At 62.2% G+C, this 15,537-nt stretch carries 14 protein-coding genes; 7 read left to right on the forward strand and 7 right to left on the reverse strand.

What is annotated here, in order from left to right; translation table 11 throughout:
• Nucleotides 1–28: 28 nt before the first annotated feature.
• Entirely contained in the window at nucleotides 29–1,195 is a 1,167-nt protein-coding gene (locus tag AACH55_RS20550) for a 4-hydroxybenzoate 3-monooxygenase (RefSeq protein WP_338716473.1), read from the reverse strand.
• A 220-nt stretch (nucleotides 1,196–1,415) separates the two neighbouring features.
• Between AACH55_RS20550 and AACH55_RS20555 the strand changes: the two genes are divergently transcribed.
• A complete protein-coding gene (locus AACH55_RS20555) occupies nucleotides 1,416–2,327 on the forward strand; it encodes a helix-turn-helix domain-containing protein (protein ID WP_338716474.1) in 912 nt (303 codons plus the stop codon).
• Nucleotides 2,328–2,701: 374 nt separating this feature from the next.
• On the opposite strand, the gene AACH55_RS20560 is transcribed toward AACH55_RS20555, so the two are convergent.
• The gene (locus tag AACH55_RS20560; RefSeq protein ID WP_338716475.1) at nucleotides 2,702–3,502 is read right to left on the reverse strand and encodes an IclR family transcriptional regulator C-terminal domain-containing protein; all 801 of its coding nucleotides are present in this window, start codon (nucleotides 3,500–3,502) and stop codon (nucleotides 2,702–2,704) included.
• Nucleotides 3,503–3,753: 251 nt separating this feature from the next.
• Between AACH55_RS20560 and pcaH the strand changes: the two genes are divergently transcribed.
• The 4 genes from pcaH (at nucleotide 3,754) to pcaD (ending at nucleotide 8,036) form a co-directional block, all read left to right on the forward strand.
• Nucleotides 3,754–4,446 carry a protocatechuate 3,4-dioxygenase subunit beta gene (gene pcaH, locus AACH55_RS20565; protein WP_338716476.1) on the forward strand — a complete coding sequence of 231 codons (693 nt, stop codon included), beginning with the start codon at nucleotides 3,754–3,756 and terminating at the stop codon, nucleotides 4,444–4,446.
• Between the two features lie 19 nt (nucleotides 4,447–4,465).
• On the forward strand, nucleotides 4,466–4,978 hold the full coding sequence (locus AACH55_RS20570) for a protocatechuate 3,4-dioxygenase (protein ID WP_338716477.1): 513 nt from the start codon (nucleotides 4,466–4,468) through the stop codon (nucleotides 4,976–4,978).
• A 366-nt stretch (nucleotides 4,979–5,344) separates the two neighbouring features.
• Nucleotides 5,345–6,712: a 3-carboxy-cis,cis-muconate cycloisomerase gene (pcaB, locus tag AACH55_RS20575; protein WP_338716478.1), complete on the forward strand. Its 1,368-nt coding sequence runs from the start codon at nucleotides 5,345–5,347 to the stop codon at nucleotides 6,710–6,712.
• 61 nt (nucleotides 6,713–6,773) lie between these two features.
• Nucleotides 6,774–8,036, forward strand: a complete 1,263-nt coding sequence (gene pcaD / locus AACH55_RS20580) for a 3-oxoadipate enol-lactonase (RefSeq protein ID WP_338716479.1) — start codon at nucleotides 6,774–6,776, stop codon at nucleotides 8,034–8,036.
• Nucleotides 8,037–8,926: 890 nt separating this feature from the next.
• Here pcaD and AACH55_RS20585 read toward each other — a convergent pair.
• The 4 genes from AACH55_RS20585 to AACH55_RS20600 are packed head-to-tail and all read right to left on the reverse strand — an operon-like array spanning nucleotide 8,927 to nucleotide 12,391.
• Nucleotides 8,927–10,111 carry an ABC transporter substrate-binding protein gene (locus AACH55_RS20585; protein ID WP_338716480.1) on the reverse strand — a complete coding sequence of 395 codons (1,185 nt, stop codon included), beginning with the start codon at nucleotides 10,109–10,111 and terminating at the stop codon, nucleotides 8,927–8,929.
• A 47-nt stretch (nucleotides 10,112–10,158) separates the two neighbouring features.
• Nucleotides 10,159–11,115, reverse strand: coding sequence for a PDR/VanB family oxidoreductase (locus AACH55_RS20590; RefSeq protein WP_338716481.1), 957 nt, complete (start codon nucleotides 11,113–11,115; stop codon nucleotides 10,159–10,161).
• Nucleotides 11,116–11,124: 9 nt separating this feature from the next.
• Nucleotides 11,125–12,174, reverse strand: coding sequence for an aromatic ring-hydroxylating dioxygenase subunit alpha (locus AACH55_RS20595; protein WP_338716482.1), 1,050 nt, complete (start codon nucleotides 12,172–12,174; stop codon nucleotides 11,125–11,127).
• A 25-nt stretch (nucleotides 12,175–12,199) separates the two neighbouring features.
• Entirely contained in the window at nucleotides 12,200–12,391 is a 192-nt protein-coding gene (locus tag AACH55_RS20600) for a hypothetical protein (RefSeq protein ID WP_338716483.1), read from the reverse strand.
• 106 nt (nucleotides 12,392–12,497) lie between these two features.
• Between AACH55_RS20600 and AACH55_RS20605 the strand changes: the two genes are divergently transcribed.
• The gene (locus AACH55_RS20605) at nucleotides 12,498–13,007 is read left to right on the forward strand and encodes a MarR family transcriptional regulator (protein WP_338716484.1); all 510 of its coding nucleotides are present in this window, start codon (nucleotides 12,498–12,500) and stop codon (nucleotides 13,005–13,007) included.
• Here AACH55_RS20605 and AACH55_RS20610 read toward each other — a convergent pair.
• A complete protein-coding gene (locus AACH55_RS20610) occupies nucleotides 12,953–13,924 on the reverse strand; it encodes a LysR family transcriptional regulator (protein ID WP_338716485.1) in 972 nt (323 codons plus the stop codon). The genes AACH55_RS20605 and AACH55_RS20610 overlap by 55 nt on opposite strands.
• 365 nt (nucleotides 13,925–14,289) lie before the next feature.
• Between AACH55_RS20610 and AACH55_RS20615 the strand changes: the two genes are divergently transcribed.
• Nucleotides 14,290–15,525, forward strand: coding sequence for an HD-GYP domain-containing protein (locus AACH55_RS20615; protein ID WP_338716486.1), 1,236 nt, complete (start codon nucleotides 14,290–14,292; stop codon nucleotides 15,523–15,525).
• Nucleotides 15,526–15,537 lie beyond the last annotated feature (12 nt).

Raw genomic sequence — 15,537 nt, forward strand, 5'->3', positions numbered from 1 at the left:
GCGTCTCGGACTTCTGCTACGGTGCGACTCAGAATGCGCCGACGTAATTTTCCGCCAGTGCGGTGGACAGTGCCCGCGAATTGACCACGTTCTCCAGCTCGGCGCGCTGGATCTGGCGCTGGAACGGCGAGGCATCCTCGAAGGTGTGCAACATGCTGGTCATCCACCAGGAGAAATACTCGGCGCGCCAGATGCGCTTCAAGGCCTGCTCGGTATAGGAGGCCAGACCTTCCTCACTGGAGTTGCGATAGAAGGCCTCGATGCCCTGGGCCAGCCGCTTGACGTCGCCCACCGCCAGATTCAGCCCCTTGGCACCGGTCGGCGGCACGATGTGCGCGGCGTCGCCGGCCAGGAACAGGCGGCCGTGCTGCATGGGCGTAGAGACGAAACTGCGCATGCCGATGATGCCCTTCTGGAAGATCTTGCCTTCCTTGACGCGCCAGCCATCGCCGTTTTCCAGGCGGGTATGGAATTCATTCCAGATGCGGTCATCGCTCCAGTTGTCCACGCTGTCCTTGGGATCGCACTGGAAATACAGGCGCTGCACCGTGGGCGAGCGCGTGCTGATGAGCACGAAGCCGCGATCATGCTGGGCATAGATCAGTTCGTCCGACGAAGGCGGCGCTTCCACCAGCACACCGAACCAGCCGAAGGGATAGATGCGCTGGTAATCCTGGCGGCGGCTTTCCGGTATGGCCGGACGCGAGACGCCATGGAAACCGTCGCAGCCCGCAATGAAATCCGCCTCCAGCGTATGTTGCTCACCCTCGTGCATGAAGCGCACGCGCGGCTTGTCGGTCTCGATGCCTTCGATGCTGGTACCGCTGACACCAAACAGCAATTGCCCCTGCGCGGCCAGACGCGCGGCCACCAGATCCTTGATCACTTCATGCTGGGCATAGACGGTGATGGCCTGGCCGGTCAGCTCGGTCAGATCAATGCGATGGCGGCGGCCACCGAAGGCCAGTTCGATGCCGTGATGCAGCGCGCCTTCGCGCTTCATGCGCTCGCCCACGCCGGTCTCGGTGAGGATGTCCATGGTGCCCTGCTCGAGCACGCCGGCACGGATGGTGGATTCGATTTCTTCGCGGCTGCGCGTTTCCAGCACGACCGATTCGATGCCCTTGAGGTGCAGCAGGTGGGACAGCAACAAACCGGCCGGGCCGGCGCCGATGATGGCAACTTGGGTACGCATGGTGGAGGTCTCCGTATAAAGGTCGGACGCCCTTTCCCTTCTTTACGCACTGGTGCAAAAGTCCGGAAAAAGCGCAACGTCATCTGTTCTTATTCTTCGTATGGCGAGAATCTTAGACGCCACCCGCCGAATTAAAAATGGATGATTCCGCCAAATACTTGTACTATTTTTACAGCACCCGACAACACCGACTCACCCTGCCGCACCGCATGGAGACCCGATGCCCCTGCCCCGCAACAAACCCCGCACCAGCGAAGTGCCGCAATTCTCCTTGTATGGAGAGGCTTCCCGGCCGGAAGATGCCGAGTCCGTCCACATCGAACTGATCGAGACGCGCAGCCGCGTGCACGACTGGCATATTGCACCGCACACACATGCCGGACTTTTTCAGGTACTTTTTTTAATGTCCGGCCACGTCAGTGCGCTGATGGAAGAAGAGGTATGGGAAGTCGACGGCCCGGTGGTCATCACCATCCATCCTTCGCTGGTGCATGGCTTCGACTTTTCGGAGCAGGCTGTCGGCTTCGTGCTGACCGTCGATCCGCACGTGGTGTTTTCGGCAGGTGGCGGCGAGGGACATGGCGAGTTGTTCTCCCCCTTGTTCCTGCGCCCGATGGCCATCGAACTGGGGCGCGTGCCGGCCTTGCGCGAACGCATGGAGACCTTGCTGCGCCTGCTCATCGCCGAATCGGAAGCGCCCCGCACCGGCCACACGCTGATGCTCGAATGGCTGGCACGCAGCGTGATGCTGCTGCTGGTGCGGCTGGAAGCGGATCATCGCACGGCCGAACTGTCGGGGCGCGGCGACTTTGAATTGTTCAGCCGCTTTCGCGCGCTGGTAGAGCAGCATTTCAAGGAGCAGTGGCAGGTGACGGTGTATGCCGAGCGGCTGCGCATCACGCCCAGCCGGCTCAATCGGCTGTGCCTGAAGCTGGCCGGTCATTCGGCCTTCGACCTGGCGCAGCAGCGGCTGATCCTGGAGGCGTGCCGCAAGCTGACCTATGTGCCTTCAGGCATCTCGACCATTGCCTATGAACTGGGCTTTCAGGATCCGGCGTATTTCAGCCGGCTCTTCAAGCGGCATATGGGGATGACGCCCAAGGAATACCGGCGCACGCATGTGGAGGAATAAAACCGCCGCGCCCCGGGAAGCGCTGGCGCGCCTTCGATACGCGGCTTCGCCGCTACTCAGGTCGAACGGGTTGTGGAACATCCATCCAACAGGCGAGGCGAAGGAAGGCTTTCCTTGACACACCCTCCCACCGTTGCTTGATACACCCGCCTACCGTTCGGGCTGGCAGGCGCGCCTTCGATACGCGGCTTCGCCGCTACTCAGGTCGAACGGGTGGTGGCACATCCATCCAACAGGCGAGGCGAAGGAAGGCTTTCCTTGACACACCCTCCCACCGTTCGGGCTGAGTAGGCCCGCAGGGCCGTATCGAAGCATCACCGATGCCTGGCGCAAAAACAAAAATGACAGCCCCATCTTCGAATCCCAGCCAAGCCTCACAGCAGCGCTCCCAGCTCCACCTGTATCTTCAACATGGCCGGCAGGCAGCGTTCCACCATGTCTTCCAGTTTCATGCGGGCCGCGTGCACGCTGATGTTCATCGCCGCCACCACCTCGCCACGAAAATTGCGCACCGGCACGGCCATGGTGCGCAGGCCCAGTTCCAGTTCCTGGTCCACCAGCGCGTAACCCTGTGCACGGGCGCGCGCGATCTCCAGGCCCAGCCGTTCAACGTCGGTGATGGTATGGGCCGTAATGGCTTCCGGTTGGGCCCGCGCGAGGATGGCATCGAGCTGCGCCTGCGGCAGGTTGGCCAGCAGGATGCGACCATTTGCGGTGCAATAGGCCGGTACCCGCGTGCCCGGCTGCAAGGTGGTCGAGACCAGTTGTCCCGCGCTCACCGCCGCCACGCACACCAGCTGGTCATGATCGAGCACCCCGCAGGAGGCCGCCTCGCCGAGCGAATAGGCCAGCCGGTACAAGAGCGGCTGCACGATGCGCGGCAGCCGCGCCGAATGCAGATAGGACTGGCCCAGCCGCAGCACCATCGGCGTGAGCGAGAAAGTCTTGTTGTCGTGCCGCATGTAGCCCAGGTGCGTGAGCGTAATCAGGTAGCGGCGCGCGGCAGCGCGGGTCAGGCCGGTCAGCTGCGCGACCTCGGCGATGGTCAGGCGCGAACGCTCCTGATCAAAGGCTTCGATGACCTGCAGGCCCTTTTCCAGCCCGGCCACCAGGTCACGCTTCAAGGGACCGTCCTCGCCCTCCCCCGGCTCTTCATCGATTTGCTCTTGCTGCATGCTCTCCCGCCCTGTGGATAAAACAAGCTGACACGCGCCGTTTTCCGTTCAATACAAAAAATCGGCCATTTGTGCGATTCTCGCACAAAGCGGGCGCATGGCGCATATGCTGCGCTGCGTTGGCCTTGAGAGCGAAGGTCTGCTTGCCTACTATCTGTCCACACCCAAGCACGGCGCGCCAATCGCACATTCCGGCAGGCAAGGAATCCGAGGACGACGCCGCAATCACAACGTCGACCTGAGGAGACCTCATGCAATTCGATGCCATCGAACCCGGTGTCTATCCGGAACTGATCTATCCCCCTTACAAGTCCACCGTCAAGCGCGGCCCCACGCAAGCACCGCTGCGCGTGCGCGACGAGACCGCCACCGGCACCAACCTGTTCGCCTCGCCCAAGCTGATCCTGCCGCACGACATGGACCTGACCAAGCAGGGCAAGGGCGAGCCGCTGGGCGAGAAGATCGTCGTCACCGGCCGCGTGCTCGATGAAGACGGCAAGCCGGTGCGCAACTCCCTGCTGGAAGTCTGGCAATGCAATGCCGCGGGCCGCTACTTCCACAAGAAGGACCAGCACGATGCGCCGCTGGACCCCAACTTCACCGGCTTCGGCAAGATGCTCACCGATGACAATGGCCGTTATCGCTTTGTCTCGATCAAGCCCGGCCCGTATCCCTGGGGCAACCACCACAAGGCCTGGCGTCCGGCGCACATCCACTTCTCGCTGTTCGGCAATGTCTATGCACAGCGACTGGTGACGCAGATGTACTTCCCCAACGATCCGCTGTTCGCCTACGACCCGATCTTCCAGAGCATTCCTGACGAAGCCGCGCGCCAGCGCCTGATCTCGCGCTTCTCGATGGAAGAGACGGTGGACGACAAGATGCTGGGCTATGAATTCGATATCGTCCTGCGCGGCCGCAACGCCACGCCCATGGGCATCTGAGAACGAGGCAGGAGACCACATGAGCAACATCACCACTTCGCAAACCATCGGCCCCTTCCCGCACGAAGCCTGGGCCTGGGCCGTAGAACTGACGTCCCGCGTGGACAGCAGCGCACCGCAGGTCAAGATCAGCGGCGCCATCCTCGACGGTGACGGCGTACCCATCAACGACGCCTGGGCAGAAGCCTGGGTGCCTGGCAGTGTGGCGGCAGAAGCGTCACATGCCATTCCCGGATATCGCCGCGTACCCACCAACGAAGAGGGCGGTTTCACTTTTTCGCTGTCCCTGCCGCAAGCGCCTGCCGGCAAGCCGGTTGCCTACGTGACCGTGTTTGCACGCGGCCTGATCAAGCACCAGTTCACCGCCATCTTCCTGGAAGACGACCCGGCGCTGGCGCAATCGGCCCTGCTGGAACAAGTCCCGGCCAATCGCCGCGACACCCTGATCGCACGCAAGCAGCCTGACGGCAGCTATCAGTGGGACATCCACATGCAAGGCGCGCGCGAGACGGTATTCTTCGACTACACCTGAACGCCCGTTACGGCGTGACGACCCTGGGATCCGCAGGCACAGGGCCTGTTCACCTTCAATCTGCGAGTGCGAGAGGTCGCCAAGCGTTGACTGCCTAGGCGCAGCGACGCGCCGTGGTGGTGCCACGGCAAGGAGCTGCAACAACGGCAGGCGACGCTTGGCGGCCTCTCCCGGAGGGTTGCCCCCAGAAGGCGCGCTGGCCGCGTTGCACGTCAGGGCTGGTGGCACCACCACCAGCCCTGCCGCGCGCCTTGCCAGCACGCCTTCTGGGGGCAACGCATCTCGCAGATTGAAGGTGAACAGGCCCTAGCCTGCCGGATCCTGTTCGCGTTGGATCACGCCGCAAGGGCAAGCACTGGAGACTACATGAGCGTTTCGATCTTCGACAGCTTCCTCACCACTTCCGAGATGATTGCGGTGTTCGATGACCAGGCGGTGGTGCAAGCCATGCTGCGCTTCGAACAAGTCCTGGCCGAAGCCGAAGCCGCCGAGGGCGTCATCCCCGACGCCGCCGCACGCGCCATTGCCAGCGTCTGCCGCGCCCAGCTCTACGACATCAATGCGTTGATCGTCGCCGGCCGCCGTGCCGGTGCCCTGGCCATTCCGCTGGTCAAGGAATTGCAGCGCACCGTCGCGCTCTACAGCGAAGAGGCCGCCACCCACGTGCACTGGGGCAGTACCAGCCAGGACGTGCTGGATACGGCCATGGTGCTGGTCACCCGCGAGGCCCTGCGGCTGGTCGATGGCGAACTGGACCAGCTCTCGCGCCGCCTGCTGGACTTGTCGCAATCCCATCTGGATACGCCGGTGCTGGCGCGCACGCTGATGCAACCGGCACAGGTCACCAGCCTGGGCTTCAAATTCTGCAACTGGGCCGCGCCCCTCTTGCGCTCGCGCGCGCAACTGCAGATGTTGGCCGAACGCGCCTTGCAGTTGCAACTGGGTGGCGCAGTGGGCACGCTGGCCGTGCTGGGCGAGAAGGGACCGGCGGTTGCCGCGCGCATGGCGGCGGCGCTTGACTTGAAGACACCCGATGCCGCCTGGCACACCCAGCGTGACGAATGGATTCGTCTGGGCACCGAGATGGCCGTACTGGCGGGCAGCCTGGGCAAGATCGCCACCGATCTGTCGCTGATGGCGCAAGGCGAAATCGCCGAACTGGCCGAGCCCTCCGGCAATGGCCGTGGCGGTTCCTCGGCGATGCCGCACAAGCGCAATCCGGTCTCTTCCATGATCGCCCTGGCGGCGGCGGCACGCGCGCCGCAGCAGGCAGCGGCCTTGCTGGGTGCGATGTCGCAGCAGCATGAACGCGGCCTGGGCAACTGGCAGGCCGAACTGGCCGAATGGCCGGCACTCTTCCTGGGGGTGCATGGCGCGCTGCGTGCGCTCAACGATGCCTTTGCCGCACTGCTCATCGACGAGGCGCGCATGTTGCGCAACATCGACGCCTTGCAGGGACTGGTCTTTGCGGAATCCGCCTCCATCGCCCTGGCCGGCGTGATCGGCCGCCCGCGTGCACACAGCCTGCTGGAGCAATTGACGCGCAAGGCCGTGGCCGATGGCGCGCAACTGGTGGACGTGCTGGTCGAGGCGGTGCAGGCCGATGCGCAGCTGCGCAAGGAAATCGACCTGCACATGTTGCGCGGCCTGTTCGATCCGGTGCAGGCCACGCGTCCTGCGCGCCGCATCGCTGAAGGGCAGCTTGAACATCTGCGCGCGATGCTGCTGCCTTGAACCACTGACCCGCTGACATCTCCACCTCCAACAACCACATCGAGACAGAAGAGAACACACCATGAGCTACGATCCGCTGGACCATGATTTCGAGCGCGGCATGCGCAATCGCCGCAGCGTGCTGGGCGACCAATGGGTTGACCGTTCGGTGGCCAACGCCACCAATTTCAATGCCGACTTCCAGAACCTGATCACGCGTTTTGCCTGGAACGAGATCTGGGGACGTCCCGGTCTGGACCACAAGACCCGCCGCATCATCGTGCTGGCCATCACCATCGCGCTGGGCCGCTGGGAAGAATTCGAACTGCACGTGCGCGCGGGGCTGACCGGTGATCCGGCCACCCGCCTGACACCGGACGAGATGAAGGAAGTCATGATCCAGGCGTCGGTCTATGCGGGCGTGCCGGCGGGCAATACCGCCTTTACCCATGCGCAGAAAATCTTGCGGGAAGTGGGTGAGCAGATCGGTTATGCGGTGGTCCCGCAGTCGCCCTCTGCGAGCGTGCATCCGGGGGTCGGACGCGAGGGCCGTACGGCGTCTTCACCGGCGCTGCATTACACGCTGCGCGAGCCGCGCAACGGCAAGGCGCCGCGCCATACGGTGGTGTTGTCGCATGCGCTGGGGACGGATCTGATGATGTGGGATGGGCTGGCCAATCTGCTGGCGGCCGATTGCCGGGTGATTGCTTACGATCATCGCGGGCATGGCAGTTCGGAGAAGGTCGATGGGCTCTACAGCATGGCGGACCTGGCCGATGATGCGGCGCGGTTGTTGCGTGAGCTTGATAGCGGTCCGGTGGTGTGGGTGGGTCTGTCGATGGGGGGGATGGTCGGGCAGGAGCTGGCCTTGCGGCATCCTGGTCTGGTGCGCGCCCTGGTGCTGGCCAATACCACTTCGGCTTATCCTGATGCGGCGCGGGAGGCCTGGCGGCAGCGCATTGTTACCGTTCGTGCTCAGGGCATCGAGGCGATTGCGGATGCGGTGATGGGGCGGTATTTCCATGAGGGCTTCCGGTCTTCTCAGGCAGCTACCGTTGCGCGTTATCGGCATCGGCTGGTGACTACTGATGCGGTGGGCTATGTGGGGTGCTGTCATGCGGTCGGGACCGTGGATACTGCTGCCCGCCTTGGGTCTATCCGCGTGCCTACACTGGTGATTGCCGGGGAGCTGGATCAGGGGACGCCGGTTTCTATGGCGCAGGCGTTGGTGGATGGTATTGCTGGTGCACGGTTGGAAGTCATTGCTGATGCTTCCCATGTCAGTGCTGTTGAGCAGCCTGGTGTGTTTGCTGAATTGGTTTGTGGGTTTATTGACGGGCTTTGATGAGTTTAGGTTTTGGGGCAGTCTGCACAGGCTGCTTTCCTGCGCTCTAGCTTAATTCTTATCATTCTCCGGTCGGGAGGACGCGCCGGGGGCGGCCCGGCAGCCGCTCACTTTTCTTGTCTCGCCAAGAAAAGTAAGCAAAAGAAGGCGACCGCAGCTGCACCGCCCTCCTTCGGAGGGTCCCCGCTTCAGAGACCAACAAAACGGGGAAAATAGAGTCGCTTCGCTCCGACTATTTTCCTGATCCGTTTTGTTGGTCTCTGAAGCGGCGGCGCAGATGCGGACTGCCTTACTGCCTCGCCTTCGGCATCGTGAGACCTCCTACTCGCCTTCGGCTTTGCGTTGGCGTTCTCTAGCCTTCGATACGTCGCTGCGCGACTACTCAGGTCGAACGGGCGGAAATTATTTAAAAAATAAAAACTAAAAAAAAAGAAAAACTCAAAACCAAAAATCCAAAATCCGAAATCCGAAATCCGAAATTCAGAGCGGAAGGGGAAATATGCAAAAGGTCGATGCCGCAGGCGAGCCCCCGCGAAGCCGAAGGCGAGCCCGTTTGGCTTGTCCCCATAGAGCCAGCCGCCGCAGCGGAGCGAAAAGTGGATCAGAAGAATAGTGGGAGCGAAGCGACTCTATTCTTCCCACTTTTCGCTTCGCTGCGGCGGGGACCCTCCGAAGGAGGGCTGGCTCTCTGGGGTCGCCTTCTTTTGCTTACTTTTCTTGGCGAGACAAGAAAAGTGAGCGGCTGCCGGGCCGCCCCCGGCGCTCCGCTCCGACCGGAGAGAGAACACAATTAAGCTAGAGCGCAGGAAAGCAATCCGTGCAGACTGCGCCAAACCTAAACACAAAAAAGCCGCCCGATAAAAACCAAGGACGGCCGCTGAAAAAGAACTTCAAACCCCAGGATCCCGAACCCTCTCCACCTGATCAAACTCAACATTATAAAATTCAGAACCCCGCAACTCAGCCTTACGCATATAAACGGTCTGAACGATATCGCGCGTAGATGCATCGATGGAAACCGGCCCCCGAACGCTCTCCCAGCTCATCCCCTTCATCACACCGAGCAGCTTCTCCCCATCGGCATCGCCCCCCGTCTTCCTGAGAGACTCATACAACAGATGCATCCCGTCATAAGCCCCAACGGAATGGAAGTTCGCGCGCATCCCTTTGTTAGCCTTGGCAATAGCCTCCACATATTCCTTGTTCAAAGCAGAAGGATGCGCCGCAGAATAATGATGACTGCTCACCACATCCTTGGCCGCCGCACCAATGCCCGCCATCAGATCATCATCGAGCACATCGCCAGTACAGATCAGCCGAATCCCCGCCGCCCCCAGTCCCCGCTCCGTGAACTGCTTCAACACCGCAGCCCCCTCACCGGAAGGTACGAAAACGAACAAAGCCTGCGGTTTAGCATCCTTCACCCGCTGCAGGAAAGGCGCGTAATCAGGATTGCGCAAAGGCACCCGCACGCTCTCCACCACCTTGCCCCCCGCCTCTGAAAACGTCTTCACGAACACCTTCTCCGCATCCAGCCCCGGCCCGTAATCGGAAACGAAGGTCACCACACTCTTAATGCCGTTCTTCGCCGCCCAGGAAGCCAGCGGCGAAGTCACCTGCGCCAGCGTAAACCCGGTACGCACGATATAAGGAGAACGCTGCGGAATGATCGAAGTCGCCGCCGCCGTCACGATCATCGGCACCTTGGCCTGCGTAGCAATGGGAGCAGCTGCCAGCGCCAGGGGCGTCAGCCCAAAACCCATCAAGACCTGCGCCTTGTCACGCGACACCAGCTCCTGCGCCAGCCGCTTGGTCACATCCGGCGAGACCCCGCCGTCATCCTTCAACAGGATCTCCACCTTGCGCCCGGCCACGCTGTCACCAAACTTTTGCTGATACAGCTTCACCGCCGCCTCGATCTGCCGCCCGGTCGACGCAAACGGCCCCGACATCGGCACGATCAGGCCCACCTTCAGCGGGTCCGCCGCACGCGCCAGCATCGGCACCGCACCCGCCGCCAATGCAGATCCCGCCAGCACCAGGTGGCGACGGCGGCTATTGATCATCTCGCTCATCATGTCTCCTCATGTTCTTTTCCAGTAAATGATTTACCGCGAAAGCACTACAGATCCAGCACCAGCAAAGGACTCCGGGCGCGCGAACAGCAAGGGGTGAACTGGTCATTGGCAGCCCGCTCCTCATCGGTCAGGTATTGGTCGCGATGATCGGGCTCGCCCTCCAGCACCCGGGTCAGACAAGTCCCGCAAATACCCTGTTCACACGACACCGGCACATCCACCCCATGCTCGCACAAGACCTGGATGACCGTGCGATCCGCAGGAATGGTATAGACCTGCCCGCTGCTGGCCAGCTTCACGTCGAAGCTGCCATTGCCATCGGCCTGCACCGGCGCCGCACCAAAGTATTCGAAATGGACCTGCGATTCCGGCCAGCCGCGCGCACGCGCCGTATCGACCACGTAACTGATGAAACCAGCGGGACCGCAAACGTAGAGATGGGTGGAAGGATCAGCATGTGCCAGCAACGCGTCGAGATCGAGCTTCTGCGCGGCATCGCCATCGTCGTAATGATGTACCACGCGCCCGGAAAATCCCGAGGCCGCAATACGCTCACGAAACGCCTGCCGTGCCGGCGAGCGCGCGCAGTAATGCATCTCGAAGGAAGCCCCCGAGGCTGCCAGAGACTCGGCCATGCAGAGGATGGGCGTCACGCCGATGCCACCGGCCAGCAACAGGCTGTGCTGCGCCGGCACCAGCGCGAACTGATTGCGGGGCACGCCGATGGTCACAACGCCTCCCACCTTCAGCGCCTCATGCACCGCCACCGAACCCCCACGCGAATTGGCATCGCGCAGCACGCCGATCTGATAGCGATGCTGCTCATGCGGGGCATTGCACAGCGAATACTGGCGCAGCAAGCCGCCCGGCAGATGCACGTCGATGTGGGCACCGGCCGTGAAGGCCGGCAAGGGCACGCCATCCACCGAAACCAGATCCAGTCCGACGATGCCGTCGGCTTCCTCGCGGCGCGCCGCGACCTTGACCTGCAATGTCGTCATCGTCGCTCCTCAGGCAGCCGCAGCCTTGCCGGCCTCGGCTTCGCGCGCCAGCCACTTGTCCAGCACCTTGCGCGACTGCACCCCACCGGCATCGATGTTCAGCGCCAGCAGACGGCGCTCGGGATACTTCAGCAGATTGGCCTGCTGCAGCTCCAGCATCTCGCGATCCTCGCCGAAGATCTTGCCCTGGCCTTCGCGGATGGTGGCCGTCAGCTCCTTGTCCTCGGGACGGAAATGACGCGCCATGCCCCAGAAATACCAGTGCGAAGTCTCGGTCTCGGGCGTGATGAAATCCACCACGATGGAGGACGCCTTGTGTTCCGGCGCGGCCTCGTAACCGCCCTTCCCGGCATGCGCCACACCTACCTCGATCATCACGTGGCTGGGCGGCGAGAAGCGGCAGATCTGCCAGCGGTCCACCGGCACGTCATCGGCCAGCCCGTTGCCGCGCAAGGCCATGCGCCAGAACGGCGGCGGCATGATGTTCTCCATGAAGCGACTGGTGATGACCTGCTCGCCCTCCACACGGGTATGGACCGGCGCCTCGTCGATCTCCTTCTGGCCGATGCTGGAGGCATGGACGTAGGTCTCGTGGGTGAGGTCCATCAGGTTGTCGATCATCAGGCGATAGTCGCAATTGATGTGATACAGCCCGCCGCCATAAGCCCACTCGGGATTGTCCGCCCATTCCAGATGATGGATCTGCGCGGGATCGGCCTGCTCCTTGTCACCCGGCCATACCCAGATGAAACCGTAACGCTCCACCACCGGGAAACTGCGGATGCACGGAAAGCCGCGCACGCGCTGGCCGGGCATGCTGCGGGTGTGACCATCGCAGCCCATTTCCAGGCCGTGGTAGCCACAGACGAGCTGGCCTTCGCGCACGAAGCCCAGCGACAGCGGCGCGCCGCGATGCGGACAGAAATCCTCGACGGCCGCGACCTGCCTTTCGGCACCACGATAGAACACGATCTTCTCGCCGCAGATCTGGCGACCCAGGGGCTTGCTTTCGATTTCGTCGGGGGTGCAGGCGACGTACCAGGCATTCTTGGGGAACATGACGATCTCCTGTTGGGTGAATTCCTCAATCAGCGCCGGCCTCTTGCGGCCAGCGCACTAATGATGGGACTGCTCCAGCTTGTGTTTTTCCGCAGTTCTGTTGATCCAGATCCTGTCGGGTCTCGCATTTTTCTGTTTTAATATTCAGCACACTGAATGTTAGAAAAGTATCCGCCAATCCGCTGCGCAAGTAAACGCGCTGGCGGAGTTTTTTCATTGCGCGTTGCATCAATTATCAATTGATTGAGGGAAAACGCGGCGGACCTTACACTGCCTGCTCACCGCTTCTGCCTGAAGCTCATCCATTGCTGACCGAATCCGCCATGCCCGACACTGCGCACGCTCCCGACGAAAACCCGCTGACCGACCTCTACGAGCATCCCGGCCACCTGTTGCGGCGGGCGCAGCAGATTTCGGTATCGATCTTCCATGACGAGATCGGCGGCATCCTTACTCCCGTGCAATACGCGATCCTGCGCATGCTCTCCAATCATCCCGGCATCGACCAGGTGACCCTGGCCGGGCTGGTGGCCATCGATACCTCGACCGGTGCCACCGTCTGCGCCCGCCTGGAAGAAAAGGGCCTGCTGGTGCGAGAGGTCATCCCGCACAACCGGCGCCAGCGCGCATTGCGCATCACGCCGGCCGGACAAACCCTGCTGGAAGAACTGACCCCCGGCTTGCAGCGCCTGCGCAAGCGCCTGCTGGCGCCGCTGGACCAGGACGAGCAGCGACAATTCATGCTGCTGCTGGACAAGCTGGTACAGCTGAACAACCCTCAGAGCCGTGCGCCACTGGCCAGGTTGCAAGAGGAACGCTGCGACGAAGACTGAGACGGCACCAGTTCCGTACCGGCGGCAAACACGGTCGCCGTCAGCCCGCGCAGCCAGGCATTGCCGCCATCCTTGTGGTACTTGCGATGCCAGTGCTGCTTCAGATCCATCGAAGGCATCTCGAAACCCGGCTCGACCAGCCGGATACCGGAAAAACGCGCAACGAATTCGCCAAACGCGCGCGGCACCGTGGCGATCAGATCAGAAGTCGCCACCAGCAAGGGAATGGCCATGAAGTGCGCGGTCGACAGCGTGACCCGTCGACGGATCTTTCGGCGCAGCAGGAAGCGTTCGCACAGCGGCTCGTCCCGTCCTTCGCCATTGACCGCGATATGCCCTGCCGCCTGGTAGTGCTCCAGGCTGATCCTCTGCATCTGCAACGGATGGCCGGCACGCAGCAGGCAGACAAAATCCTGCGAGAGCAAACGCTGCTGGAAAAAATTCCTCTGTTTGAGGTGCGGAAAATACCCGATGGCCAGATCGACCGCACCACTCTCCAGCGCTCCGACCAGCTCTTCGGCCGCCGGCATCACCGTCACCACCGAGGCATGCGGCGCTTCATCGCGCAGACGCGCCAGCAAGCGTGGCAGCAGCATCAGCTCGCCGAAATCCGACAGCCCCAGCACGAAGCGCTTGGTGGTCGTGGCCGGCGTGAACTGATCGGTGGTCAGGACGTCTGAATGGACACGCTGCATGATTTCGCGGGTCGGCCCGATCAGCGTGATGGCACGCGGGGTAGGCTGCATGCCGCGTCCGGTCTTCACGAACAGCGGGTCTCCCAGCGCAATGCGCAGTTTGTTGAGCGCGACACTCACGGCAGGCTGGCTCATGTCGAGCTTCCTTGCAGCCGCACTCACGCTGCGTTCTTCAAAGATCGCCAAGGCAATCGGCAGCAGGTTCAGATCGAAATTGGCCATGCCCTCTCCATTCCCCAGATGAAAGATGCCGAACATACCGCGCCTGAAAACGGATACCAATTCAAATATCAAATAAACGTTATGCGGATTTGAAGGATTCTCAAGAAAACTGATGAAGGTATGATGACGCCGCACAGTTTCCATACGGATACATTCCGACATCGCGCGCCGATACCGCGCGACCCGCTACAGCCAGCAGCATGGTCTCCCACAGCGCGATCCGCATGGCCGTGCGCCGCTGCCAAGCGACAGGCGCGCCCCTACCCTGCCCGTCTCCGCTAGCGAATACAGCGGTCGAAACGCCTGCGACGCGCTCCGATAGACCGAACGCAACTTTCGCCTGTTGATGAAATGGGTTCCAACCAATGCTCAAGAAAATCAAGGTCGGGGACTTGGTCCTCGGGATGTATTTTTGCGGATTCGAGGCCGGCTGGCTGGCACACCCGTTCTGGAAGACACGCTTTTTGCTCAGGCGGGAAAGCGATCTGCAGCAGGCGCTCGAGAGCGGCATTGCCTATTGCTGGATCGATGTATCACGTGGCGCGGATGTGGAGAATGCGGAGGATGTAGAGGATGCCGGGACAAGCGCGCAAGCACCCGCGCCGTCCATGACGCCTGACAGCGCCTTCCCCGCCGCGCCGGAGAGCGCCAGCGCAGTGGCCTTGCGCGAACATGCGCGGGAGATTACCCGCAACATGTTCAATGCCGCACGCATGGGCAAGCTGGTGGAACTGCCGCAGTGCCTGGCGCTGGTGGAGGAGATCGCCTGCTCGGTGCTGCGTGACCCGAACGGCCTGCTGAGCGTATTGCGCCTGAAGCTCGATGACGAATATACCTATCTGCATTCGGTGGCGGTCTGCGCACTGATGGTGGCCCTGGGCCGTACGCTGGGACTGAGTGAAGCGGCCTGCCGCGAAGCGGGACTGAGCGGCTACCTGCATGACGTCGGCAAGGCATTCATCGACAAGGACATCCTCAACAAACCCGGCAAGCTGAGCGACAAGGAATTTGAACTGATCAAGCAGCATCCGGAACTGGGCTACCAGTACCTGATCCGGAACCCGGACATCCCGGACTATGCCTGCGACGTCTGCCGCCATCACCACGAACGCATGGATGGGCGAGGCTATCCCGATGCCCTGCCGGCCGAATCGATCTCGCTGTATGCGCGCATGACGACGGTCTGTGATGTCTATGATGCGCTGACCTCGGAACGCCCCTACAAGCACGGCTGGGATCCGGCCGAAGCGATCTCGCAGATGGCCAGATGGGAAGGTCATTTCGACCGCCGCCTGCTGCTGGCTTTCGTCAAGACCCTGGGTATCTATCCGGTGGGTTCGCTGGTGCGGCTGGAATCGGGACTGGCCGGGCTGGTGATCCGTCAGAACGCAGCTGACCTGACCCGGCCCGTACTCCAGGTCGTGCATGGCCGCGAGCGGCCAGACCTCGCCGCAGGCGGCGTACTGGACCTGATGGACTGGCCGCGCTCGGACACCATCATCGGACGCGGCGACGATGAATGGATCCGCCTGCGCCAGCTGACCAACGCGCATTCAGGTCCGCCACAAGAGGGTACGAACGGACAGCCGGCGTCCTGCTGATCCTGGGTAATG

It is taken from the genome of Herbaspirillum sp. DW155 (assembly GCF_037076565.1).
Lineage (GTDB): Bacteria > Pseudomonadota > Gammaproteobacteria > Burkholderiales > Burkholderiaceae_D > Herbaspirillum.

Excerpts from the sequence above, each read along its gene's own strand:
- AACH55_RS20570 (WP_338716477.1), top strand. The coding sequence starts at position 4,466 with ATGAGCAACATCACCACTTCGCAAACCATCGGCCCCTTCCCGCACGAA.
- AACH55_RS20555 (WP_338716474.1), top strand. The coding sequence starts at position 1,416 with ATGCCCCTGCCCCGCAACAAACCCCGCACCAGCGAAGTGCCGCAATTC.
- AACH55_RS20610 (WP_338716485.1), bottom strand. The coding sequence starts at position 13,924 with ATGGCCAATTTCGATCTGAACCTGCTGCCGATTGCCTTGGCGATCTTT.
- pcaB (WP_338716478.1), top strand. The coding sequence starts at position 5,345 with ATGAGCGTTTCGATCTTCGACAGCTTCCTCACCACTTCCGAGATGATT.
- AACH55_RS20585 (WP_338716480.1), bottom strand. The coding sequence starts at position 10,111 with ATGAGCGAGATGATCAATAGCCGCCGTCGCCACCTGGTGCTGGCGGGA.
- pcaH (WP_338716476.1), top strand. The coding sequence starts at position 3,754 with ATGCAATTCGATGCCATCGAACCCGGTGTCTATCCGGAACTGATCTAT.
- AACH55_RS20605 (WP_338716484.1), top strand. The coding sequence starts at position 12,498 with ATGCCCGACACTGCGCACGCTCCCGACGAAAACCCGCTGACCGACCTC.
- AACH55_RS20550 (WP_338716473.1), bottom strand. The coding sequence starts at position 1,195 with ATGCGTACCCAAGTTGCCATCATCGGCGCCGGCCCGGCCGGTTTGTTG.
- AACH55_RS20595 (WP_338716482.1), bottom strand. The coding sequence starts at position 12,174 with ATGTTCCCCAAGAATGCCTGGTACGTCGCCTGCACCCCCGACGAAATC.
- AACH55_RS20615 (WP_338716486.1), top strand. The coding sequence starts at position 14,290 with ATGCTCAAGAAAATCAAGGTCGGGGACTTGGTCCTCGGGATGTATTTT.
- pcaD (WP_338716479.1), top strand. The coding sequence starts at position 6,774 with ATGAGCTACGATCCGCTGGACCATGATTTCGAGCGCGGCATGCGCAAT.
- AACH55_RS20600 (WP_338716483.1), bottom strand. The coding sequence starts at position 12,391 with ATGAAAAAACTCCGCCAGCGCGTTTACTTGCGCAGCGGATTGGCGGAT.
- AACH55_RS20590 (WP_338716481.1), bottom strand. The coding sequence starts at position 11,115 with ATGACGACATTGCAGGTCAAGGTCGCGGCGCGCCGCGAGGAAGCCGAC.
- AACH55_RS20560 (WP_338716475.1), bottom strand. The coding sequence starts at position 3,502 with ATGCAGCAAGAGCAAATCGATGAAGAGCCGGGGGAGGGCGAGGACGGT.